This is a genomic window from Coprococcus hominis (ex Arizal et al. 2022), from assembly GCF_040094675.1.
GTDB lineage: Bacteria > Bacillota > Clostridia > Lachnospirales > Lachnospiraceae > Coprococcus_C > Coprococcus_C hominis.
Genome location: NZ_JBBNHG010000018.1, coordinates 1 through 24297 on the forward strand (window position 1 = coordinate 1; position 24297 = coordinate 24297).

At 36.1% G+C, this 24297-nt stretch carries 27 protein-coding genes and 4 pseudogenes; 26 read left to right on the forward strand and 5 right to left on the reverse strand.

The genetic code is table 11. The annotated features are described in order from the left end of the window. Positions 1 to 347 precede the first annotated feature (347 nt). From AAAT93_RS00805 to AAAT93_RS00895, 20 genes and pseudogenes are all read left to right on the forward strand, one after another. Positions 348 to 551 (forward strand): DNA-binding protein, encoded by a 204-nt coding sequence (locus AAAT93_RS00805; RefSeq protein ID WP_227573589.1) that lies wholly within the window; start codon positions 348 to 350, stop codon positions 549 to 551. After that, positions 551 to 1644: pseudogene (locus AAAT93_RS00810) on the forward strand (tyrosine-type recombinase/integrase). Before AAAT93_RS00805 ends, AAAT93_RS00810 begins: the two are co-directional and overlap by 1 nt. Further along, positions 1628 to 1846 (forward strand): annotated as a pseudogene (locus tag AAAT93_RS13630) (plasmid mobilization protein); the annotation flags it as partial. The pseudogenes AAAT93_RS00810 and AAAT93_RS13630, both read left to right, overlap by 17 nt. A gap of 129 nt (positions 1847 to 1975) precedes the next feature. Beyond that, positions 1976 to 2170: pseudogene (locus tag AAAT93_RS00815) on the forward strand (ParA family protein); the annotation flags it as partial. A gap of 26 nt (positions 2171 to 2196) precedes the next feature. Next, positions 2197 to 2712, forward strand: coding sequence for a hypothetical protein (locus AAAT93_RS00820; RefSeq protein WP_227573590.1), 516 nt, complete (start codon positions 2197 to 2199; stop codon positions 2710 to 2712). A 417-nt stretch (positions 2713 to 3129) separates the two neighbouring features. After that, on the forward strand, positions 3130 to 3465 hold the full coding sequence (locus AAAT93_RS00825; protein ID WP_176922062.1) for a hypothetical protein: 336 nt from the start codon (positions 3130 to 3132) through the stop codon (positions 3463 to 3465). A gap of 15 nt (positions 3466 to 3480) precedes the next feature. Next, on the forward strand, positions 3481 to 3666 hold the full coding sequence (locus AAAT93_RS00830) for a hypothetical protein (RefSeq protein WP_227573591.1): 186 nt from the start codon (positions 3481 to 3483) through the stop codon (positions 3664 to 3666). A 353-nt stretch (positions 3667 to 4019) separates the two neighbouring features. Beyond that, positions 4020 to 4337 (forward strand): hypothetical protein, encoded by a 318-nt coding sequence (locus AAAT93_RS00835; protein ID WP_227573592.1) that lies wholly within the window; start codon positions 4020 to 4022, stop codon positions 4335 to 4337. A 21-nt stretch (positions 4338 to 4358) separates the two neighbouring features. Next, positions 4359 to 4553, forward strand: coding sequence for a hypothetical protein (locus tag AAAT93_RS00840; protein ID WP_349095439.1), 195 nt, complete (start codon positions 4359 to 4361; stop codon positions 4551 to 4553). 186 nt (positions 4554 to 4739) lie between these two features. Next, a complete protein-coding gene (locus tag AAAT93_RS00845) occupies positions 4740 to 6014 on the forward strand; it encodes an AAA family ATPase (protein WP_227573594.1) in 1275 nt (424 codons plus the stop codon). A 1-nt stretch (position 6015) separates the two neighbouring features. After that, the gene (locus AAAT93_RS00850; RefSeq protein ID WP_009263173.1) at positions 6016 to 6534 is read left to right on the forward strand and encodes a hypothetical protein; all 519 of its coding nucleotides are present in this window, start codon (positions 6016 to 6018) and stop codon (positions 6532 to 6534) included. A 517-nt stretch (positions 6535 to 7051) separates the two neighbouring features. Beyond that, positions 7052 to 7504 (forward strand): DUF4869 domain-containing protein, encoded by a 453-nt coding sequence (locus AAAT93_RS00855; RefSeq protein ID WP_227573595.1) that lies wholly within the window; start codon positions 7052 to 7054, stop codon positions 7502 to 7504. After that, entirely contained in the window at positions 7494 to 7895 is a 402-nt protein-coding gene (locus AAAT93_RS00860; RefSeq protein ID WP_227573596.1) for an ATPase, read from the forward strand. The genes AAAT93_RS00855 and AAAT93_RS00860 overlap by 11 nt, the downstream gene beginning before the upstream one ends. Before the next feature lies 1 nt (position 7896). Continuing rightward, positions 7897 to 8613, forward strand: a complete 717-nt coding sequence (locus AAAT93_RS00865) for a hypothetical protein (protein WP_021985964.1) — start codon at positions 7897 to 7899, stop codon at positions 8611 to 8613. Continuing rightward, positions 8594 to 9367 (forward strand): DUF1883 domain-containing protein, encoded by a 774-nt coding sequence (locus tag AAAT93_RS00870; RefSeq protein WP_021985965.1) that lies wholly within the window; start codon positions 8594 to 8596, stop codon positions 9365 to 9367. The genes AAAT93_RS00865 and AAAT93_RS00870 overlap by 20 nt, the downstream gene beginning before the upstream one ends. Positions 9368 to 9426: 59 nt before the next feature. Continuing rightward, positions 9427 to 9909 carry a TIR domain-containing protein gene (locus AAAT93_RS00875; RefSeq protein WP_021985966.1) on the forward strand — a complete coding sequence of 161 codons (483 nt, stop codon included), beginning with the start codon at positions 9427 to 9429 and terminating at the stop codon, positions 9907 to 9909. A 22-nt stretch (positions 9910 to 9931) separates the two neighbouring features. Beyond that, positions 9932 to 10414 carry a hypothetical protein gene (locus AAAT93_RS00880; protein ID WP_021985967.1) on the forward strand — a complete coding sequence of 161 codons (483 nt, stop codon included), beginning with the start codon at positions 9932 to 9934 and terminating at the stop codon, positions 10412 to 10414. A 19-nt stretch (positions 10415 to 10433) separates the two neighbouring features. Further along, positions 10434 to 11615: a TIR domain-containing protein gene (locus AAAT93_RS00885; protein WP_021985968.1), complete on the forward strand. Its 1182-nt coding sequence runs from the start codon at positions 10434 to 10436 to the stop codon at positions 11613 to 11615. A gap of 252 nt (positions 11616 to 11867) precedes the next feature. Beyond that, a complete protein-coding gene (locus AAAT93_RS00890) occupies positions 11868 to 12005 on the forward strand; it encodes a hypothetical protein (RefSeq protein WP_227573597.1) in 138 nt (45 codons plus the stop codon). A gap of 362 nt (positions 12006 to 12367) precedes the next feature. Then, complete coding sequence (locus AAAT93_RS00895) at positions 12368 to 13000, forward strand: hypothetical protein (protein WP_227573598.1); 633 nt, start codon at positions 12368 to 12370, stop codon at positions 12998 to 13000. Positions 13001 to 13781: 781 nt separating this feature from the next. Here AAAT93_RS00895 and AAAT93_RS00900 read toward each other — a convergent pair. Further along, positions 13782 to 14741 (reverse strand): hypothetical protein, encoded by a 960-nt coding sequence (locus tag AAAT93_RS00900; protein WP_227573599.1) that lies wholly within the window; start codon positions 14739 to 14741, stop codon positions 13782 to 13784. A 348-nt stretch (positions 14742 to 15089) separates the two neighbouring features. Here AAAT93_RS00900 and AAAT93_RS00905 point away from each other — a divergent pair. Beyond that, positions 15090 to 16185 (forward strand): annotated as a pseudogene (locus tag AAAT93_RS00905) (IS110 family transposase). Positions 16186 to 16340: 155 nt separating this feature from the next. Here AAAT93_RS00905 and AAAT93_RS00910 read toward each other — a convergent pair. From AAAT93_RS00910 to AAAT93_RS00925, 4 genes are all read right to left on the reverse strand, one after another. After that, positions 16341 to 16529, reverse strand: a complete 189-nt coding sequence (locus AAAT93_RS00910) for a hypothetical protein (protein WP_227573600.1) — start codon at positions 16527 to 16529, stop codon at positions 16341 to 16343. A 1-nt stretch (position 16530) separates the two neighbouring features. Further along, positions 16531 to 17475 carry a hypothetical protein gene (locus AAAT93_RS00915; RefSeq protein ID WP_227573601.1) on the reverse strand — a complete coding sequence of 315 codons (945 nt, stop codon included), beginning with the start codon at positions 17473 to 17475 and terminating at the stop codon, positions 16531 to 16533. 188 nt (positions 17476 to 17663) lie between these two features. Then, positions 17664 to 18962 (reverse strand): methyl-accepting chemotaxis protein, encoded by a 1299-nt coding sequence (locus AAAT93_RS00920; protein WP_227573613.1) that lies wholly within the window; start codon positions 18960 to 18962, stop codon positions 17664 to 17666. A gap of 194 nt (positions 18963 to 19156) precedes the next feature. After that, positions 19157 to 19300 carry a hypothetical protein gene (locus AAAT93_RS00925; protein ID WP_227573602.1) on the reverse strand — a complete coding sequence of 48 codons (144 nt, stop codon included), beginning with the start codon at positions 19298 to 19300 and terminating at the stop codon, positions 19157 to 19159. 265 nt (positions 19301 to 19565) lie between these two features. Here AAAT93_RS00925 and AAAT93_RS00930 point away from each other — a divergent pair, with 265 nt between their 5' ends. From AAAT93_RS00930 to AAAT93_RS00950, 5 genes are all read left to right on the forward strand, one after another. Beyond that, positions 19566 to 21662: a PTS sugar transporter subunit IIC/EAL domain-containing protein gene (locus tag AAAT93_RS00930; protein WP_227573603.1), complete on the forward strand. Its 2097-nt coding sequence runs from the start codon at positions 19566 to 19568 to the stop codon at positions 21660 to 21662. An 82-nt stretch (positions 21663 to 21744) separates the two neighbouring features. After that, entirely contained in the window at positions 21745 to 22224 is a 480-nt protein-coding gene (locus AAAT93_RS00935; RefSeq protein WP_021985975.1) for a DUF308 domain-containing protein, read from the forward strand. A 219-nt stretch (positions 22225 to 22443) separates the two neighbouring features. Continuing rightward, positions 22444 to 22842 carry a hypothetical protein gene (locus tag AAAT93_RS00940; RefSeq protein WP_021985976.1) on the forward strand — a complete coding sequence of 133 codons (399 nt, stop codon included), beginning with the start codon at positions 22444 to 22446 and terminating at the stop codon, positions 22840 to 22842. Between the two features lie 24 nt (positions 22843 to 22866). After that, entirely contained in the window at positions 22867 to 23850 is a 984-nt protein-coding gene (locus AAAT93_RS00945; RefSeq protein ID WP_021985977.1) for a diacylglycerol/lipid kinase family protein, read from the forward strand. Positions 23851 to 23931: 81 nt separating this feature from the next. Next, positions 23932 to 24282 carry an arsenate reductase family protein gene (locus AAAT93_RS00950; protein WP_227573604.1) on the forward strand — a complete coding sequence of 117 codons (351 nt, stop codon included), beginning with the start codon at positions 23932 to 23934 and terminating at the stop codon, positions 24280 to 24282. The last annotated feature ends 15 nt before the right edge of the window (positions 24283 to 24297 follow it).

A 24297-nucleotide genomic window follows, 5' to 3' on the forward strand; every position in this document is an offset into this window, starting at 1 on the left:
CTTCCTTTACACTTACTACTATTAACTTTTAAAGAAGTCTGAGATGGCGGGTATGGAATCTCAGATTACAATTGACGAGATAAATCTCTCCGCCCAAGAGTTTGAATAATCCACGAAAGTCCAGAATCATTGTAAAATCAATGGTTCTGGGATTTTTTATGCTCATTGATACCTGTTTGATACCTTTTGAAAGCAAAAAACACTGCTTCAAAACACTCAATAATAATTTTCAAAACTGTCTCTATTTTCATTTTCGAAAGTTTTTTCAAGAATTTTTAGTAATCAGCTCCGACTCGTCCCAAATAGTAGTTGAAGACAAAGGAAACTATTTTTTAGGAGGCGATAGGATGAATACAACGAACACCTTTATCACAGTTCCAGAGATTCAAGAGGTTTTGTCGGTATCCGAGTCAAAGGCATACAGGATTGTCAGAAAACTGAATGAAGAACTGAAGCAGAAGGGATATATGGTTATACCCGGTCGAGTAAGTAGACATTATTTCATTGAAAGATTCTACGGTATGAACGTAGAGGAAGGAGGAAATGAGTAATGCCTGCGTACAAGGATGAGAAGAAGGGAACATGGTATGTATCTTTTCATTATTTTGATTGGACAGGAAAAAATGTTCGTAAACTAAAACGTGGTTTTGCGACCAAAAGAAAAGCTCAGGAGTGGGAACAGAGTTTTCTTAGAACCAAAGCTGCAAGTATGGATATGACATTTTCAGAGTTCTTTACAGTATATGAAAAAGATGTAAGGCCGAAACTCAAGGAAAATACCTGGTGGTCAAAAGAACATATCATCCGTACCAAGATAATTCCGTACTTTGGCAATACCAAGATGGTGGATGTAACGGTCAGAGATATCATCAAGTGGCAGAATATGATGCGTGAATACAGAGATTCCGAAGGAAAACCATACTCACCAACGTATTTAAAGTCGGTGCAGGCACAGTTATCGTGTTTATTTAATCATGCAGTTCGTTTTTATGAGCTGCCATCTAATCCAGTACATCGTGCAGGAGCACTTGGCGCGGAAGAAGCAGATGAAATGCTATTTTGGACGAAGGAAGAATCCCTTAGATTTATACCAACCATGGCAAATAAACCTTATTCATACTATGCATTTGAACTTTTATATTGGTGCGGAATCCGTATGGGAGAATTGAGGGCACTTACAGCCGAGGATTTTGATTTTGAGAAAAACATTCTTTCTATAACAAAGTCGTATCAGAAGATAAAAGGTAAGGATGTAATAACAAAGCCGAAGACCAAAAAGAGTATTCGCAAGGTTTATATGCCAGAACAGGTGGCGAGGGAAATGGAAGATTTCATACATGGAATCTATGGTTACAGCCAAATGAAAGATTGTTTCCGATTTCCAAATCATATCTACACCATGAGATGGATAGAGGCGTTAAGGCTTGTGGCGTGAAACGAATCCGTATTCATGATCTCCGCCACAGCCATGTATCACTTTTAATAAATATGGGATTTTCGGTACTCGCGATCGGAAATAGATTTGGTCATGAAAGTGAGAAAATCACATATCGTTACGCGCATCTTTTCCCATCAGTACAGGATGATATGGCAGAAGCTCTGGACGAAGAATGGAAGGAGGGCTTCGATGTCAGCGAAGAATAAAGATGACAAGAATCGTTGGCGTAACAAAAATGTTGGATTTCGGTGTTCACCGGAAGAGGGCATAGAAATAGATAAGCGTTGGAAAATGTGTGGATTTTGTACTAAGCAAGATTACATACTGGAATGCTTACTACATCCGTATTTAATCGCAAGGGGAAATCCGATGATGCTTATCAGTATTAGAAAAGAATTGAAGGAGATTTCAGTGGAACTGAGTCGAATCGATGATGCTTCGGAAATAGATGAAGAACTATTTACACCTATTCGGACGATGCTAGAGATACTGGAATCTTTCAAAAATGATGAAGGCAATAACAGGGAGGATATCAAAATGAGCAGAGTAATCATTTGTGCAAATCAAAAAGGTGGGGTCGCAAAGACTACTTCCGTTGTAAATATTGGGATTGGTCTTTCGAGACTTGGAAAAAAAGTACTTGTAATTGATAACGATCCGCAGGGGTCACTAACAGAGGCTTTAGGCTATCCGGAGCCGGATAAGTTGGAAATCACATTGGCTACTATTATGGAGTGGAGACATCTCTTATCGGTATTATGAGTAGTGAAAGTATGGAGAGAAAGAAAGCACATTATTTAAGAGATATAATTCGCGAAGAAGAATTGATGAAGTATGCATCAAAGGCCGGAGTAACAAGCTTTCAAAAAAGTGTTGTGAAAACCTATATGAAAGGTATAAATGAGAGTCAGCTTGCTGCTAAATATGACGTTATGACAAACGCAATTCATGAAGCAATATATGGATATGTTACAACATGCCGGAGATATGTTGGAAAACAGACTAATTCAAGAAAACTACAATGGATTGAGCGTGTAGAACCAGAAGAAGATTTTTTGGAGAACATTCTAAAAGGAAAAAACAAAGGTCAAAATGCGGCTAAGGAGGCTTTAGTTGAAGCTTCCCGTGTGAGTGTAAATAAATCTTTGTTGTTATTAAAACAAAATGCGAATAATCCAGATAAGCAAAAGCAGCTAATAAATCAATTAAGAATAGTATTTAATACATCAGGTGCATTATTGGATATTATTGAAAATGAATTGCTGAATGAGTAATAAATAGTTTTTCTTTTATTGCGATATATTTTAAAACAGAGTATAATCGATAGCGTAAAGATCATTATTATCTTCGGTGGTACATGTTATGAAGTAGTCCATGGTGAACTTACTAGAAGTCATGCATAGACTAAGTCTAATATGCTGTCGGGAGTAAAGATATAATGGTATTGTGTATAATGTAAACCTTGCGAAACTATCTGGGGACATTCATTCTAGTTGATTTCCGGAGAAAGTAATGATAAACTTTCGGTGCGTAAGTTATTGTTTCGAAGCTTTACACATATTTTTATTAGAGTGTTTTGGATTCAAAGCACTTTATTAACTATGTGTGTAAAGTCTGAAGTCTGACCGGTTAGTCTGTGCATACATAGTGTACAGGCTTTTTTATTTTGAGTCAGGTTTGGAGGTGAGCATATGAAGATTAACAAGAAGAATGCGTTAAAGCTGTGGGAGAGATATTACGGTGATGCAAGATTTGCAGAGGACTTCCATGGATATTTAATGTGTAGAGATGGATATGGTAATCCAGATTTCTTTATTAAAGAGGATGGAGAAGCAATATATTGTGGTTGGAATATCCATCACATTCTTCCAAAAAATTGTGGTGGAACAAATGCAATTAGCAATTTAACATGTACCAATATTGCTACGAATGATGAGGCTGCGGATAAGATTACATTTTGGATTGATGATTGCCTCTATCAAGTTCAAAGAACTTGTGATGGTCATGGGATTTTTCAATTAAACTAACGGAGGTAGATGATTATGGACAGATTTGATTATACGGACGGAGATTTCTGTATGGATATGGGCGGTGGTATGATGATGGATACACAAGGCCATATGATGCAGGATATGGGTGGAGGAATGGCAATGGATATGGAATCTGGTGAGATGCATATTGTTGATAACAGTAGTTCATTTGGAAGCTCTTTTGATGATGAAGATTAAAAATTCATATGTTTACTGTAGGTTACGGCTGTGCTAAGCTGTTCCTCGCGAAAAGGCTCTCTATTCGGGTTTTGATTACTCGGGTATGGGAGCCTTTCTTTATGCCTTTTTGCACAGTCGCGGGTCCATACAGTCAACATATGAGAATAGGTTTGGAGTAACTTCTGCTCCAGTGGAGCAGAAGTTGGAACCGGATTGGGTTATAGGAATACCCTAATGCGCACGACCTAGGAGTGCGGTAAATCTGCGTAATGTGTATGCACCATTAGGCGTATCCTGTTATCTTTTTTAGTTTATCCGAGACAGATCAGTTATCTGCTGACAATCACACTCTGGAGCAAAGAAATGATTCATTGAAATCTGATAATCAGGCATTAAGACAGAAATACAATGATTTGCAACAGAATAATGTTCAACTTGAAAAGCAACAGAATGAGCTAAAGAACTATATAGAGCAGATGGTACAGTCGGAGCAATTATTGCAGCGTGATGTAAGGAAGTATGATGAAGCACCGGAATGGCAGTTGCCGGAACCTGGAGCATTTGCAAGTGCTAAGTCATTTCGGGATAAGGTGGTAATGCCATTTGTGAGTAAACTTAAGACCTTGATAAAGAACCTGACAATCCAATGCGTAAGGCTAAAAGAGGAAGTATTACAGCTAAGGAAGTAAAAGAAGAGACTGGCAGATGATGTGGAGTTTTACAAGGGTAAGATTAAGGCTATGAGTGATAGGACAGAGCTGTTGCAGGAAAAGGCTGATGATCTGGAGCGTGTGAAGAGATATGCCGGTGAGGAGCAGATTGATACGATTATTCGTAAGGTGAAGGAACAGGAGCGTGTGGAACTGCAGGCTAGACGATATAAAAGGTCTTATGAGGCAAGATAATGGAAGGGATGGATTGATGTGCTGGAAAAGAGACGAGTTGTATTGACCATTCTTCCATCTTTTGTGGAAAAGTAATTCTTAATGTGTTATAATAAAAAGATATTTAATAGTGGATTTTAGTTTTTAGAAATGTAAATAGGTAGTAATTAAAATGTTTTCATAGTTTATAACACATAGGAGGACATTGTGAAAATAAAATATATACATATTAAAAATTTTAAAAGTTTTGGAGAACAGATAATCAATTTAGAAAATTTGACCATTTTATTAGGAGCTAATGCTTCTGGAAAGTCAAATACAGTATCAATTATTAGATTTGTAAATAATATAATTTTATATGGATTAGATGATGCAATATCATTGCTTGGGGGAATAAATTATGCTATTAATGCGACAATTGGGAAAAATGAATCCATGTACTTAAAGTTTATTCTTGATTTGCATGATGAAGAATGGATTCGAATTGTGAATCAAAAGGAAGGAAAGGGATTGTTGCTTGAAGAGATAGTTAGTGAGTTTGAAATTATCCCTTATAAGAGGGGGATGGGATATAAGATAGGTGCAGAAAGACTCGAGATTAAATATACAACTTGTGGTATTGCAAATGAAAAAGAAAAAAAGGAATGTGAAAAAACAACTGGTAAGTATACTATTGTTTATGAAAAGAATGGTAATAAAGTGAAATCTCATATTGAAGATGAAACTTTGTATGATGAAGATGAACTGAAATATGGTATGGGAGCAGAATTTATTTCCGATATTATTAATGAAGAGGGAAAAGAGCGAAAAGAATTAATATTAAATAAGTTAGATTTCATGATGCCTCCAATGTTTAATGCAAATAATTTTATAAAAATATATGATTTTGATCCTAGATTAATGAAATCATCTAGCTCTATTACTTCAAAAAGAAGACTTGAAGAAGATGGATCTAATATTGCTAATATTTTACAATTGATTTTAAAAAGTAAATTGAAAAAGAAAAAATTGTTGAACCTTCTTTGTGACAGCTTGCCTTTTATAGAACAGATAGATGTACAAAATAATGTCGATAAATCAGTAAGTTATAGGATAAAAGAAAAATATAACAATAAAACTTTTTATTCAAATTTTCTATCTGATGGAACAGTTAATATGCTTGCACTGATAATTGCATTATACTTTGAGGGTGAATCAGGAATTATTATTATTGAGGAACCAGAAAGAAATTTACATCCACAATTAATGAGTAAAATAGTAGAAATGGCAAAGGAAGTTTCAAGGGAAAAACAAATTATAATAACGACACATAATCCTGAATTAGTTAAATATTCAGACGTCAATGATATTTTATTTGCTAAAAGAACTATAGATGGATTTACCCAAATAAGTAAACCAAGTGATAACTTTATGGTGCAACAATTTATTGATTCAGATTTAGGGATAGATGATTTGTTTGTTAAGGGACTATTGGGAGAATGAAATGGAGTGCTTTTTTGTATTTGTAGAAGGACCAGATGATGAACGATTTATAACATCTGTTTTAGGTAATGATAAAATAAAAGTTATAAAATATGCTCGAGAAAAGAAAGAATATATAAATAGATATATAAAATCAATCAAAAGCATACCGAATTACGATTACATAGTCATTTGTGATATTGATCTTAAATCGCTAGTCGAAAAAAAGAATGCGATATTAGCCCAGTTTCCAGATTGTGAAGTTGAAAAAATTATCGTTAGTATAGCTGAAATAGAAAGTTGGTACATAGCTGGAGTGGATGAAATAACTTCTAAGGCAATGAAGATAAAATATGTGTATTATACTGACTATATTACAAAAGAGAAATTTAATCAAATGATTCCGTCTAAAATAGATAGGATAAATATTATGATTGAAATATTAAAGAAATACAATTTAAATGAAGCTATTTTACGCAATAAGTCTTTAAAGTATTTTTGGGAGTATATATCACATATTGAGGAAATGACTGTTTTGTGATTGCAATAGGTTACAGTCAACTATTACAATCGTTAATATTATATTCGATAAATTGAAAAAATATGTATATCTCACGATATATATTATAATCATATTAGTAATAAATGTCTGGCTCCATTTTGGCTCTAAAAATTCTAGACGAGGTACACAAAGGTGAAAAATAAGATGAATATGAAGAATGAAATGAACAAATGTGTACCAAGAAACAGCCAGATAAATCATTCTGCCCAAGAGTTTGAGTAGGAAATGGACTGAGAGCAGTCATAAAATAGGAAAGTGCCAACGACAAGCTTGCTTGTCTGTTGGCGCTTTTTCTATTTTATGACTATTTGAAGGCATGACACTCTGCTTACCGCCAAGCGTAGCGCAGGAGGTAAGATGAGGGGGATGACTGCTCTCAGACCTAATTATATTTGTTGCTATGTCAGGCTGAAATGCTTAAATTTGGTTTGGAATATATTAACTTGGATGATATAATAAATGGTAGAAATTTCAAAATGGGAAGGAGTTACATTCAATGATTGATATATATACAGAAAAGAAAGACTCAAAGGACTGGATACTTCAAAATGATTTATATTTCAACCTGAATACAAGCAATGAAGAAATGTCCCAATATGAAATAAATCTCATTCGGCAAGTAGACGAGGCGAAGCTGACACCAGACAAGCACATTGAAACAAAATATGGTTTAGGTACAATCCGTAATTTGTCATCTGGCTGCAAGACATTACTTAATATTGTAAAGCATCCTGATAAGGTGGTGAATGTAGAAGAGTGTGGTCCGAATGTGCTTAAAATAATTTTTACTATGGATAATATAAAGATTTATATGTCCAGACCAACGCTTTTTGATATTCCGGATGATGTGCAAATCAGATTCAATGAGTCTGATATAGTGACCGGTGGCAGAGGTTATAATGCATGGTGGAGTAAGGAATATGAAAGGAGAGAAGCAGATGATTTATAAGAATATTACATTCAAAGCTGATCCATTTTCATACGATTTAGAATTTGACGACAGAATAACTCTTGTTGGTGGAGATAGCGGTACCGGTAAAACTGTGCTTTATGAAATGTTAGAAGATCTACGATTAACTAATGAATACAAAGCTATAAAATTGTTTAATTACAAATCAGATAATTTCTCAGAATCGATTGAACAGTGCAGAGATAGTTTTATTGTAGTCGATAATGCAGATAATTTGATGAATGATGAGGTCAGAAGTTTCATTAATTTTGAGCCGTCGAATCAATATATGCTTTTCCTACGAAATTGCGATGGTCTCAATGTTTCTGATAAGAGTTTTAAGGTGTTGAAGTTTGACAATTATAGGATAACACTGGAAGAGGAGTTGTGATATGAAGTATTTATGGGCAGAAGATACCGGCGCAGGATTTCACTTCTGGAAATTGGTTAACCAACTTTTCTTTGATGATGCACTTGTAGTTGAAAGTAAAGAAAGCAATCAGGGCATATTGGATGCGTTGTCAGATTTAGACATTAAAGAGGACAATGTGTATTATATTGCATTTGATTATGTGGTTGATAATCAGGATATTCGTAACAAGTATCGTATGTTGAAATCAATAGCAGATAAGGCAGAAGGGAAGATTATCATTCTGGATATGATTTGTTTTGAATACCTGATTCTTGCTTTTGATAAGCTGGTGGAATGGACAGGTACCGGAAAGACAGATAAAATCAAAATTCGTGAAGAGGTTTTATCAGCAATTGAGAATCATAGAATCGACTTGTCAAAGATTGATGATGAGAAGACATTACAGTATTTGGCAGGTTTTAAGAGATACTCTACAGAACGAGTGATGAAATCATTGGTGGGTGAATTTACACAAAACGAGAAGTGGTCCGTGAAGGGGGCGCTTATGGGAGAGTGTTGGTATAAGGATTGCTGTGTGTCAGAACATCCGGATAATCTGAGGTGTGGTAAGCCAGATGTTGAGGATGGAAATGAGAAGATGAGGATGCTGATACAATCGGAGGAAGTACATAAAATTATATCAACTATTATAGGATATAAGAAGGAGGGCGATAAACTTGAATTTCACACATTATGATCTAGGAAATCTCGATAAAGGAAGAATGGTGGAAATTATATTACAAGGAAATGCAGCAAATGTTCAGTTATTGGATTCATCAAATTTTAACAATTATAGAAATGGAAGGCAATATCGTTATATTGGTGGATTAGCAAAAAAATCTCCTATACGCCTCCAAACAACACATTCAGGACATTGGCATGTAGCAATTGATTTACGGGGAATGCGTGGTAGTGTGAGAAGTTCAGTCAGAGTTTTACCAGAAGCATTACCAGAAATTAAACAAATACCTTTAAATACAGTACCTTCGTTAATACATAATCGAGGCTTTGGTATAGATGCTGATGTGGATACAACACCAGAATATGATGTTTTTATTTCACATGCTTCTGAAGATAAAGATGAGGTAGTACGCCCGTTAGCAACAGCATTGAGAAATAAAGGAATCAAAGTTTGGTATGATGAGTTTGAAATGAAAATCGGAGATAGTTTACGTAGAAAAATTGATAAAGGTTTGGCTAATAGTAAATTCGGAATAGTAGTTATTTCAAAGTCATTTATAAAAAAAGGTTGGACAAATTATGAGTTAGATGGGATTATTACAAAGGCTGTTTCTGGTGAGCAAATTATACTGCCAATATGGCACAATATTACAAAAAAAGAGGTGATAGAATTTAGCCCATCTTTAGCTGATAAGTTAGCTCGTAATACTGCTATTAATACGGTTGATGAAATTGCGGATGAGATTGCTGAATTGATTTTAAATGAATAGACTGGTAGCAGGGGATATTCGGTTATTATTTTATGCTTTATAATATTAGGAGGAAACATATGAGAAATGTATTTGTTAGCTATTCGCATCGATTAGATCAAGATGTAGTTGATGAGTTTAGAAGAAAATTTGGAAATGATAAGATGGTGTTTTCGGATTGTTCTTTGGAAAACAAAGATTTAAGTCATTTGTCAGATGACACAATCAAGAATAATTATATAAGACCGCAATTGAGATTATCTTCTGTAACAATTGTTTTGATTGGTGCAGAAACAGGGGGAAGATGGTGGGTTGATTGGGAAATTTATTTTAGTTTAAGAAAGTCTGCAGGAAACGAACGCAATGGTATTTTAGGAATACTTATCCCGAATAAGCAACATTATATACCTCAAAGAATATTAGATAATCCAAATAACAGTGAAATTATCTCTATGCCAAAATCAGCAAAAGAATTGGAAGATGCTATAGAAAGAGTGTACTTGAAACGATATCATACACCAAATTTGTCGAGACCATTAAGACAGCGTAATTCACATATTTGATTATAAATAAGGAGCAATTATTATGACATTTAAAGATTTGTTTAGGGAATGGGGATTAAATAGTATTAAATTGAAAGCTGGTTTTGCTGAAGTTGAATTTGGTCCAACAGGGGATGATCAAACAGCTGCATGGGATATGTATGTAGAATTGATAACTCGTATTACAACTCAGCCGTTAGATGATACAACTGGTGATGAAGAAACCGCTTTAAATAGTGTTTATCAGTTGTTTCCAATTACAAGGGATATACTAAAAAATAAAGGACGTAATGCAGAAAATTTTACGAAAATAGCAGTAATAGTATTGAACCAAATAGTAAGACCTTTTACAGCAAAATGGCATAAAAAGAAATTAAATGGAGACTTTTTGAATGAAAATGAATGTATTCAATTTAGAACAGAGTTAAAACAACTTCAAGCAGAACTTATTTGTTATAGTAGGTTATTAGCAGATATGGCTAAGGTAGAAGATTTAACACGTTTATCGGAAGAAGATAAAGAATAAGCTTTTTGGGGGAATAAAATTGCCTGGAGTCACGAAACATATATATGATCATGAAATTAGAGATATTTTAGAAATGTGGAATAAGCAGTTAAGGGAGATTTCACTGATATTACCACAAGAATATACGGAAGAGGATGTAATTTCACTTGTGAAAAAATATTATCCTCACGAGTGGATGTCGGTGGTATATAAGTATAATTACTATGAAATTAAAGATAGATATTTGAATAAAAGATTCGGTAAAAGGCGTTATTGTATGTTGAAACCAGAACAATTATTTAGAACTGTTTCACAATATAAAAAGATTATGAGTTCAAATTACAGAAAGCAGTATTGCGAAAATTTTGACACAGATATACAACAGAAAAATTCAGAAGAGTTATGGAATCAAAGAAAGAGCAAGATAGAAAGGATTGATAATAAAATAAATAATGCTAAATTTAAAACCCAACAAATGACTCCGGAGTATATTGATGTGCTTATAGGGCTATATGAAAGAAAAAATACTTCTCAAAAAGATAAAATGTATATTATGGCAGAGTTGAAAAAATATTATAATGACAAAGTTATTAATTTCTTCTTTAAAGTAAATGATACGGAATTAAATAAACAATTACGTTGGATTGCATTTTATCATTTGCAAAGTTTTAATTTTCAACCAAGAGCACGTAGACAAAAATATATGCAGGTACATACAAAAAATAAAAAAAGAAAACAATATTTAAGGAATGTATATCCGGATGAGAAATATAATATTCCACAAAATCCAAATGAATTAGAATACAGGATAATGAATGCAAAGGAGCAGAAAATTAAACGATATGATTTTTTTATTTCTCATAGTAGTATGGATAGTAGATATGTGCAAGAACTCATATTATTTGAAAATAGAAAATCTAAAAATGTTTTTTGTGATTGGATAAATGATGCAGATTATTTGAAAAGAAAATTAGTGTGTAAGGCTACACTAAAAGTGATAGAAACGAGATTGGAGCAATCTGATGCGATTATTTTTGTGGATTCACATAATTCCAGAAATTCAATTTGGTGTAAATATGAGCTTAATTATTTTTCAGAACTTAACCGAACAATTTATTGTATAACGATAGAAGATATAAAGTCTCAGAATTGGGATGCTCTTTATAATATGAAGGATAAATGGTTTTATGATCCGGATTATAAGAAATACTCATTGTTTTAGGTTGCAATCTATTTAATCATAAGTTATACTAATTTCATGGCAACAGTTTGGCAACAACCATTCAGTAGGTCGAAATAATCATTGTAATTTATATAAAAACAAGCCCCATATCCGAATAAAACTTAAACAAAATAAGTTAATTGGATTCCGGGACATAAAGAGTTTGAGTGATAACGAGCCAAACACGATATAAGTAAATACAGCATCTGCGAAGCAGATGTCACACAAGAAAGGATGAGCCATCATGCTTGCATGAAACGGTTCGTCCTTTTCTTGTATGTAGACATCCGGCTGATCAGCCGGATGTTGTATTTCTTAATGGAAGTACTTGGCGACAACATACAGCGAGATGAAGCGAAGCGGAATCGAGCTGAGGGGAGAGGAAAATAGGTGTAGTGCAGGAGGTAAGATGAGGGCATGGCTGCTCTTTGGTCAATTGAAATATAAGAATTACGATTGTTGGAGTTAAGGGTGCTTGCGATTAGAAAGTTGTATTGGAATAAGGTTGCAATACGGGTAATTATAAAAAATAGAGTATATAAGTTCTTTATGATATAATAAAATAAATTCATATCGAATTTGAACGTGGTGAAGGAAACATAGATAACTAAAATAATAATTGTTTTGAATTAAATCAATGGATTATTAGTGGTATGTGTTCTTCTTAAAAAATAAAATATCAACTTAATATGTAGATAGGTAAATTTGTAGAATTGTAGAAAAGCTAAATAAAAGGAGGAAAGTAATACATAATGCAGGATGATAGTATGACACCCCAAACACAAATAAGATTAATGAAAGAATTTCCACAAATAAATACAGATGTAGCAAAAGAAATTGATATCAAGATAAAAACAAAGATTTTAGCGTATGAATCAGATACTGTCAATAGAGATATATCTGAAGGGATACAGAAAGAAATAAAAAAATATACTAAAACGAAAAACGTAAAAAAGGTAAAAAATAAATGTAATAAACTTGCAAGTGAATATTTAGAGAATAATAGGATTTGGAACTTACAAGAGAACTGGTATTGTTTATTGGCTTATTTTATTACAATAGCAACTATGATATTGAGATGTATAGACGTTAAAACAAAAACGAATGACTGGATTTCATTAGCTATGTATTTTGCCGTATCAGGATTATGGATAATCATAGTAAAAACAAAACGATTTATGGGTTTAAAGGCAGAAAGTTTTTTGATAGCATTTAATAATAATGCACCATCTCTTACAATCGTAAGTTCTTTATTTTTTTATACAGTAGTTTGTACTTGTACTTGTAGGTATATATGGATTGCAGTTATTGTCTTGACTTTTTTTGGGTGTATGTCGCTTACATATTTGTGGTACAAAAGAGAAAAAATATATATGCATATATAATAAAAAAGCAAATCATTTTAAGAAAGATCATTAGGTAAGGGGAATATGATGAGCGATATCCTAAGTTTGTAAGATAAGAATTGATCGTAAGTGTTGTTGAAAATTTAAAAGAAAGTACACTTTTATTTCTGATTTCAATTATGTTAAAAAGGTAAACGAAGCTGGTACTAACCATGTGTATCACATAACTTTTTCTTGCAGAAAAATTGGCTGGAACTTATAAATTTAATAGGAGAGCAAGCAAATTGTCGAAAAATTATTTTTTGAATAGTAAAGAAACCTGCAAGTCATCGGAACTACACACAATAATGAAAAACGCAATGGTACTGGATTGGCACTAAAAATATGTGAAAAGGAAAAGATGTGGGTTATTGTGCGTAAAAATAGTTTAGATAACAGCATTAAAACAATCAAAATTAAACCAGACTCTGTGAGTTTGAATAATGAAGTTAAATGCTGGAAGCCTGTATTTATGTGGATTTCCGGTATTTAACTTCATTGAATGGTTCTATTTGGGAAGATAAGTAATGAATGGGAGGTACAGCAATGGATAATCTGAAAGTAAAATTTTACGACACCGATGATGATCACTTATGAGATCATTTCGATTTCCATTAAGACATCATATTATTGTTGATGTCCCTTGGTAGCTTGATTGTAGCCTTGTTTGCTTTTCTCGATAAGAGAACAAGCTAAAATAAAAATACCTATCCTGGTTACAAAACAGGATAGGTGGTGCTCTTAAAGACATTCATTAATCTAAGCTTGTAAAATCAAGAAATTAAAAACGACTATATATGGACACATTGTTGTTTTTCATGTATTGATTATAAGTTATATCGTAGTCTAAATATAAACGTCCCTGCGTAACAATGGAATTGGAAATAGAGATTTTTGAATCCGAATGAATAGAAAGCCATTTGTTAATACAATCATAAACATTTTTTATAGATTCTGCAATTTCTTGCGATTTTGTGCCTGAAAGTTTAAATTTTAGTAATAGAGATTCTTTTTCGTAAATAGGATACATCGCGGTATAAAAGGATTGTACTTTTTTATCTTCTAATAGCCACATAGCATCATAGAATAATCTACCTTGGCTATTTTTAGCGTAAGTGCTTTCTCGAATGTCAATATTTTCGTATTTTCCACATACTATATAATCATCAGATACGATAAAACTGAATATATCTTTAAAATTGTTATACGAATTAATGAAATCAATGAGAATAGAGAGATCCTCTTGATTAGCATATTTACATACAACAGGTTCATTAATGATATCGTCAATATATGTATCAAATGAGTCGAATTCGCTGAAAAGGATAATTCCAGAATGAGTATTATCAGAAATCAGCTTGAAAAGTTCTTTTTCTGAATACTTTAAAATGTTATTTAAAGATTCTTCATCGCCATTTTTTTCATTTTCGAGTTTATAGTAGAAATATTCTGTAAAATATGTAAATTGAGCAAAAACTTTAATCACATTATTATTTATTTTCTGAGAGATTTTTTCTTGTGTATGTTTTTCTAATGCCGAGACATACAGATTATATATTACAAATATAACAGGTAATGAAAAGATAGATGCTGAGAAGCTTATAAGCCAGCTGTTCCAGGGATCGTTAATTTTAAAAATTAAGGGTACAGATAATGTAATAACAGAAAGAATGTAACAAAATAAGTATTTTAAGATGACTTCTTTTAATATAAAATTTGCATTGCATTTAATTTTTTCCATAAATAATCTTGTATGATAATTAGGAAGTTAATTATCACACGTTTCCTTTCTTTTAATATCGTGATTCAATACAATTCAGATACTATGGACTTTTGATTTTTTCTGTAGCTTGACTACTCGACTGGAGTGTATTGCCGCTACCTTTATCTGAATTGTTTATTAGCTGGATGTTGCCGGAGTGTTTTTCACTCAGAGTACTTATTTCTATCAAGTCTACGATGATAATCGATGGTGGACATCATGGTATCAGACTTTAGGAAAGGGAGGTACAACCTCATGAAAATTTACGTAGGCATTGATATTGCCAAACTTAACCATTTCGCCGCTGCGATTTCTTCCGACGGTGAAATGATCATTGAGCCGTTCAAATTCACAAATGACGCTGATGGCTTCCAACTGCTGGTCTCTAAACTCGAATCATTCGACAGGAACAGCATCATCATCGGTCTTGAGTCGACGGCACACTATGGTGACAACCTTGTTCGATACCTTGTTGCTGAGTTTTACCAAGTGTGTGTTGAACCCCATCAAAACCTGTCAGATGCGTAGGAATAACATTCGCAAAACGAAGACAGATAAGGTCGACACTTATGTTATTGCTAAAACTCTTATGATGCAGGATGACCTCAGATTCATCAGTTTCTATGACCTTGATATGATGGATCTTAAGGCCTTGGGGCGTTTTCGTCAGAAAACCATAAAGCAACGCACCCGTTTGAAAATCCAACTGACAACCTATGTTGATCAGGTTTTCCCGGAAATCCAATACTTTTTTAAATCCGGTCTGCATCAGAATGCTGTCTATGCTCTTTTGAAAGAAGCACCTTCTCCAAAGGAGATTGCTTCCATGCATATGACTCATCTGGCAAATCTGCTCAAAGTGAACTCGCACGGACACTTTACTAAAGAGCAGGCCAAAGAATTAAGAGTTCTCGCACAGAAGTCTGTCGGTGCTAACGACAGCGCTATATCTATTCAGATAACTCAAACCATTCAACAAATCGAGTTACTGGATAGCCAATTAGAAAAGATTGAAGCTGAGATGACGGATATTATGAAATTCAACCATTCTGTCATCATGACCATTCCTGGTATCGGTTATATCAATGGTGGAATGATTGTTGGTGAAATAGGTGATATTCACCGTTTCTCCAATCCAAACAAGCTGCTTGCTTTTGCAGACCTGGATCCTTCTGTTTATCAGTCTGGTAACTTTCAGGCTAAGACAACAAGGATGTCCAAACGTGGCTCTCGTGTTTTACGATATGCCCTTGTAAATGCAGCTTGGAACGTTGTCAGAAACAACGCAACCTTCAATGCTTATTATGATGCCAAGAGGGCTGAAGGCCGGTCTCACTACAATGCACTTGGGCACTGTGCCGGCAAGCTTGTCAGAGTCATCTGGAAGATGCTCACTGACGAAGTAGAATTTAACCTCGAATAAGAGGTCTGTATACCAATATCGATAGATTTTGAAAAAGCACCCTAAGGGAGCTTTATTAAAGTTACCCTTTTTTACCACCGATATGAAAAAGAAATTTTTTGCTAATTTATGGTTGACTTTTCATAGCTGGTCTCCTTGTTAATATGACTTAATAATTACACACATCTTTTTTTAATTTTAATCTGAATAAGTTCAATTAAATTATCTGGTTTATCATCTATAATATCGCACCAGCCATTTTTTTGCAGTTCTTCATAAAAGCTAGTTTTTAATGGACTTTCTGAAAAAATACCAGGATTAGGTTTTTGCTCTATTTTAAATAAATTTTTAAGTTTTTTTAACATTTTAATTCTCCATATTTTCTAATTCATGTAATGTATCTTTGATATCCTCGATGGAAATGTCGTCCACCGAATTATTCCTTTTTAAGCATTCAACTAAATGAATATAGTTATTTTTGATGTTATCATTTTTGAAATCGTCGTAAAACATTCTAACCTTTGATAAAGCAACTACATCATTTTGAAAAATAACTTTATCAAATTTTTTAATATGGTTTAGTTGCAATAAAGATGTTATATAATAATATCCAGCTCTAATAACGTAATATTTTTCATGCCCAAATTGTTGATTTTCAGAAAGGTATTTCTGAAATTCTTGTTTTTCAATAGAAATTTTATCTTCAAATCTTCTTATCAAAAAATCTCTATCATATAACTGATTTTTTGTAATGTTTTTTAACCACTGAAAATAGCCTATATGCCCTTTTAAAAGCTTACCGGTTGTAATGACACTATTTTCGTAAGGCATTCCAGCACTTGCGGCATATAGAAAAGATAAATAATCTCTATATACAATATCTACTTGATTAATGTTTCTTTTTGAGGATACATCATCGGGACTAGTAGTTCCCTTATTGTGCAGATATCTTTTCCCATTTTTGGGAATTCCTAACATCAATACTATGAAGTCATAATCCTGAGGTAATCTATTGTTTGATTCAACAGAAGAACCATATTGAATTAAAAGATAATCGGTATACTCAGGAAAATGTCTTTTCATTGTATTCTTAATTTCTAGAGATTTATCCAAATCATCTATCCAATTTATATCATTAAAGTTTTTGCATTTTAGGAGTTCGTTTATTTCTTTTGGTTTATTTTTTATATAATGAATTAATGATAAAATAACAGCTGCGACTATGCTAACTATTATTCCATCGAGATTGGTATGTAACCATTCTAATGTTGCGCTCATTAGTTCTATAAAGACGGTTATTATTTTAGACATTTTGCATACTCCATTCTGTATTTTGAAGTTCGTTTGAATTTTTTAGCGTGTTCATTCGTTCAGAGTCGTTATGTGATTTGTATTTCGCCTCAATAATCTTGAAAATCTCTTTTCTTGATTCATTGCTCAAGGAATTTAGTAATTACTTTGTGGAGCATTGGTAATTCTTCAATTAACGGGGCTCTTCTCTACAACTTCCCCTTCACATAATCCCGGATAAAGAAATCATCGCCCGGCATCTGACATCCTACGATGTAGAGCCCTTCGTTATTCGAACAACGGATGACGTGCCCTTCGAGTTCGTCGTGCTGAGGCAGGTCAAAGTTGTGAATTTTCACACGGATGTCGACGCCTTTATGGGTAGCAAAGTAGTTGTCATGTGTCAGGAACGCAAAGCCGTTTGCACTTAAGTTATCGAGCTTGCCTTCCATGGTTGTTGTGCCATCTGCCAGAGTAATCGTGCAGGCATTGGAGATATCCAGACGAGGGTATTTCCGGCGGTTGTTAATCTTCGGACGGGATTCAATCTGAATCGTGAAGTGGGAATCCGCTTCTTGCGCGGTATGGACAATCTTAGCCGGATCCCAGCAGTAAAGCACGTTGCCGACAGTTACTTGCAGCTTACATTCTGTCACCTCCGTAAGCTTCGGTGCATTTGCAAGGGTGATTGATAACGTATTATTCTCACGTGTCAGTACCTCGCCGTAATAGTTCTTTCCGTCCTTCAGTGCCACACTCAGTTTCATGCCAGGCTGTACATCTTCGGTTCCCATGAAACCACCGATTCCAAGCTCGCACATGAGGGATTCGATGACGGTCTCAATGGAGTTGATGCTGTTGGCTGATTCATCGTATTTGCTGAGCATGCGGTTGTTGATCTCGTTGGAGTCGCTGATGCAGGTTGTCATGTCGCCGACGATATCCGTTACCTGATTCAGATTGTCCACAAGATGGATGTTGGAAGCCTCGACTTCCTTCATGGCGTGGTCGATGACCTGAATATTCTCACCGATCTTATTCGTATCGGAAGCGATTTCCGTCATACTCTTACCGGTCTGCGTGACCTTGGTCAATGTGAGCTGGATCAGCTTCAGGGTTTCTTCCATCGAAGCGGTCATCCGCTCAGAAGTCTCTTCAAGATGCTCGAGAGCCTGCCGAATCTGATTGGAAGAGGACTTGGTTTCCTCGCTTAATGTACGGATCTGCTCGGCTACGACTGCAAATCCTTTTCCGGATTCGCCGACGCGGGCAGCTTCAATCGATGCATTTAATGCAAGAAGATTCGTCTGGGATGTGATATTCTCGATGACACCGGTTTCGTTCTTCACCATGGCGAATTCAGACTTGAAATTCTGCAATGTCTGCTCAATCTCCCCGGAGAGCGAAGCCATCGTGTTCGTCGTAGTTACAAGATCTGCCAGATCCTCGGAGCTTACCTTCGCGTGCTGCACCGAAGTGCTCGTAAGTGAGACCATCTGCTCAATCATCTCTGCCACATGGTTGACTTGTGCGTGTATGTCGGACGTCATTTCGTTCGACGAGGTTGTACTGCTCTGCAAGTCAGAGTTATGGTCGCTGAGCCGGTTCAGGCTGTCTACAACAATCGTGGCACCATGTGTATTCTCGGATGCAAGCTCACGGACAACTATGATACCGCTAGTGATTGTATTACATGCCTGTTTTAAACAATATAATAAGAAGTGCCACGTAGATGGTTCGCCACATCGGCACCATAGTTTGCAGAAAGCAATGCGGCGAAGATGATCCAGATCCGTCTGGCTCTCCGATTCGCCTTTTCCTTAAAAACAGATTCGTCGTAATTCATAATTTTTCTCCTTCGTGGAATATATATCCGTGGCAATCTGTTGCTCATCAGTTTCATTCGTTTTTATAAGGTGTCTGTAAATACATGTGTCGTAAACTTTATTATAGCATAGTATTGTTATAAATGTAATTACAGAAAATGTATTTTCTCCTGGGGTGAATGTGAAAGAATTGGTAAATAGGAAAGTTCAGATGTGGTTGAGCTTGTGCTGTATCCATGTTATAATAGAATAATTATGAATTGAGGAAATATACGAATGAAAAAAATGGAAAACAGAGTATTAAAAGCAACGAATAAGATAGAAAAAAGCTGTGCCTTTGGTGCGATCCGCAAGGGGATGGTTATGCTTATTCCCCTGCTTGTTGTTGGCTATGGCGCATTGATGATCATGAGTCTGCCGATAGCAGGCTATCAGGATTTTATTGCACATATCTGGTCAGGTCATGTTATGGATATGCTGCAATTTATATATCATGGTGTAAATGATATTTTTGCGGTTTTGCTTGCAGTGACGACGAGTGTCAGCTATGCGCTGATCAAATCCAGAAAGAAAAGTGGATTTGTGGAGACGGGGGATGCGATTGTACTGGCGGTTGTTACGCTTGCCAGTTTTGCCGGATGTGCAGGAATCCAATATGGGAGTTTTTCGATAAAGGCATTTAGCAATATGAATACATTCACTGCACTGTTTGTATCCCTTGGTGCAGGATTTTTGTATTTCAAATTAAAGGATATAAATTTTATGTCAGTGAGAAACAAGGAAATAGATACTGACAGTGGTTATATGCATGCAATCAATGGAATTGGCTGTACTTTGGGGATATTATTCGTGTTTAACCTGTTTCATCAGGTACTATATGTGACGAGCGGGGTAAATGGAGTACAGGAATTGTTTGAGCTTGGAGTAAATCGTCTGTTTGGTTCGATTGATAATAATTTCTGGTCTGGAATCTTAATCATTGTGGAGACACATGTATTTTGGTTTTTTGGGGTGCATGGAAACAATGTATTAGATGTTGTGATCAAACAGAATTTCTCAGATGTATCTGTTGGTATATTCAGCAAGTCTTTTCAGGATGTGTTCGTAATCATGGGGGGAACCGGCGTGATGATCTGCCTTGTAATCGCGGTTTTGCTGTTTGCGAAGACGAAGAGTCTGCGGAATGTTGCGGGTATGGCGGCACCGGCAGTTTTGTTTAATATCAGTGAGATTGCGTTGTTTGGAGTTCCGGTCATTTTGAATCCGATCTTTATTGTACCATTTTTGGTAGTTCCGATCCTGAATTTCCTGATTGCATATGCGGCAATGTATTTTGGCATTGTTCCACATGTGGTAGCATCGGTGGAGTGGACAACGCCAGTTCTTCTGAGTGGATATCAGGCAACTGGTTCGTGGAAAGGAGTAGTGCTTCAGCTTATATGTATTGTGATCGGCGTGTTTGTATATCGTCCGTTTATCCGGATGTTTGAAATGCAGCGCCGGCAGCAGATGATACAGAATGTGAACCAATTGGTAGAAGAATACAAAAAGCAGGAAGAAAGTGGAGTTCTGTTCGCATTTACAAAACGGGAAGATGTATGTGGAAATACGGCACGGCTGCTGGCCGGCGAATTGAAGGAGGCAATTGAAAATCACAGTCTGTTTCTGATGTATCAGCCACAGGTGGACAAGAATGGGCATTGTTCTGGTGCGGAGGCTTTGATTCGGTGGAATCATCCCGTGTTTGGAAATATTTACCCACCACTTATCATTCAGCTTGCAAAAGAACTTGGAATTATGCATGCGCTTGATGCAGCAATCTTAGATGAAGCGGCAGCGGCGAGAGCCAGACTGACTGATTATGTAGACGAAAGCTTTGATATCTCTGTCAATCTGACCAATGCGTCACTGCAGTGGGATGGATTGGTGGAAGCGGTGGAAAACAGCGTGAAGACACATGGAATTTCCTGTAGCCAGTTGTGTCTTGAAATCACTGAGCAGGACGCGATATCTTCGACAGAGGATGTGGTACATAAAATAGAAGAATTGAAAGCACACGGACACCGGTTTTTGATTGATGATTTTGGGATGGGGCATACCTCCCTGCTCTACTTGCAGACGGGTTTTTTTGCAGTCGTGAAACTGGATGGATCTTTGACGCGGAATGTGCTTGAAAACGAAACCAATGCGGAAATTATCGGTTCGATCACCAAGCTTGGGGAGTCGATTCATTTTACAACGATTGCAGAATGGGTGGAGTCAAAAGAACAGTTAGAGAAGCTGAAAGCATTGGGGTGTGATGTATTCCAGGGCGCTTATTACAGCCGGGCAATCGGGTATGAAGATCTGGTTGAATGGCTTATATCATACAGAGATTCATAATTGTCCGTTGTATTTGAGGCAGATATGAAGTAAGCTGTTAGATGAGTTATTATAGGAGATAATTGATAAGGAGGAACAACATATGAACCAGAAAGAAAACGTAGCGTCAGCTTTGGGATCCATATTGCTTGGAATTTTGCTGATTGTTATGAAAGGAAAAATTATTACCGCAGCCATTACGCTTCTGGCAGTATTTGTAATTGTTGGAGCCATTATGGATTTTGTGGCAGGACTCGTAAATTATGGAATTGTGAAGTCAGTTGCCGGAATCTGTATTTTGGTATTTGGCTGGGTATTTGCAAGTCTTGCATTCTATATTCTGGCAGCAGGAATCATTCTGATGGGACTGTTACAGATATCGTCAATCAAGAAAACGATGCCTGTAAATCTGACTGTGGGAGAACGGTTTCAGGAGTATTTTAAACCGGGACTGATGGTTGTTGCCGGAGCATGTCTGCTCTTTAATCAGAGTGGAACGATTGCGTGGGCATTTATTGCAACGGGTGTGCTGTTGGTAATAAATGGTATCATGACGTTGGTTGGCGCAAATAAAACCTATTAGGTATAGGTAATTGAACTATGAGTTTAACTGTAATGGTGAAATAAGTCTTGTATATCTAAACGGAATGCGTTATACTAACAACAGCTTCGGAAAATCAGAGTATTTTCTTGAATGAAACTAAATAGAACGAAGAAGGCAGATTGTGGACGAAGATAGACAGTTCTACAAGTCTGCCTATTTTTATCAAAAAATCTATTGTTTTTATTCAAGGAGGTATGTATGATGAATACAACAACTACAATCGATAAGGCAACAAATAACCAGAATGCATTTAATTATGCAGTTTATATGATGCTCGGCAGCTACTTCAAGCAGATGGAAGCTGTGTCCGAGTGTTATGTCCAGAAGCTGTATCTCTACTATGTGGAGAATAAGCGGGAGCGCCAGTACAGCTTTGAGGATATTGCAATCCGTTTTGTGGAGCGGGTTTTGCAGAAGCAACTGCCAGAGGAGATCTGGCAGGAGCGGGTGCTGGTATCGTTCTTTGCGAGGGACGGCAGGAACTATGTTGCCTTCCAGGGAGCCCGTTACACATTGGTTGTGCAAAACGACTACCGTGGAGCACGCACGAAGCTGCAGTATCAGCTGTATGAAGATACGCCTGCTATCGAGAGATAGCGGCGTGTGGAAAGGATAACAAGAATGTACCATATAATCGTAAATCCGACCTCATCTTCTGGAAAAGGAATGGATGCATGGAGGGAGATAAAAGACATATTAGACCGAAAAAACGTGGCGTATAAGGTGTATGTACTGCGGAAGCCGGGAGAAGCAACGATGGTTGCAGGGAAACTTACAGCAGGAAGGAACATGGCTTTAAACGAAACGGCTGTTATGGATCAAAGCAAGGAAGTGGTTCGGGAAAATGAGGAAGATATCAATATTTTAGTGATTGGCGGCGACGGAACATTAAATGAAGTCCTAAATGGGATTCAGGAATTTGATCATACGACGTTATCGTGTATTCAGACAGGATCCGGAAATGATTTCGCTAGAAATATGCATTTGGAAAAGAATGCAGAGCAGGCAATCACGCATCTGCTTGAACAGCCGGAAGAAATTGCGCTTGATTATGGAGAGGTGACAACGAACCATCCGGGAAGCGACGCAAAACGATTTTTAATTAGTTCTGGGGTTGGCTATGATGCAAATATCTGCGAAGAGGTCAGCCGGAGCCGACTGAAAACGGTGTTAAATAAGATTCATCTTGGTAAATTGGTGTATGTGATGATCGGCGTTAAGCAGATATTTGCAAAGAAAACGGTACGCGCAAAATTATACCTGGACGATGCGCCTGTGATGAAGCTTCCGGAGCTGTTTTTTGTTGTGGGTATGAATCATATGTATGAGGGCGGCGGAATTCCATTTTGCCCGAATGCGAATCCGACCGATGGCAAGCTGGATGTCTGCCTCGTGAAAGGAATGTCAAGGTTGAAGCTGCTTTTTGCAGTTGTGCTTGTTTACTTTAAGAAGCATTTGCTGTTTAAGGACATTACAAACCACAGATGTAAGAAGATGCGATTGGTGACGGAGACGCCGCAGTGGATACATATGGATGGCGAGACACCATATCAGGTAAGTGAGGTTACATGGGAAAGTAAGGGCAAGCTGCGGTTTGTGCGATAGTATAAAGTTGATAGAATGAAGTGTGAAAAGATGTTATGGACTGAGAAGTTATGGATATGTACATAGAAAAGGAGATGCACAATGGAATTTATATGTTACCCTAAATGTTCTACTTGTCAGAAGGCAAAGAAGTGGTTGGATGAAAATAAGATCGTGTATACCGAGCGCCATATCGTAGAAGCGAATCCGTCGGCGGAAGAGTTAAAGATGTGGTATAAAAGAAGCGGACTTCCGCTTAAAAAGTTCTTTAACACGAGCGGTAGGCTCTATAAGGAAATGAAGTTAAAGGACAAGCTTTCAGAAATGAGTGAGGAAGAACAGATTAAGCTCCTTGCGACGAATGGTATGCTGGTGAAACGACCATTGGTTGTGGATGAAGATAAGGTGCTGGTTGGATTTAAGGAAGCGGAGTGGAAGGAAAAGTTAATATAGCAACAAACTAATTGA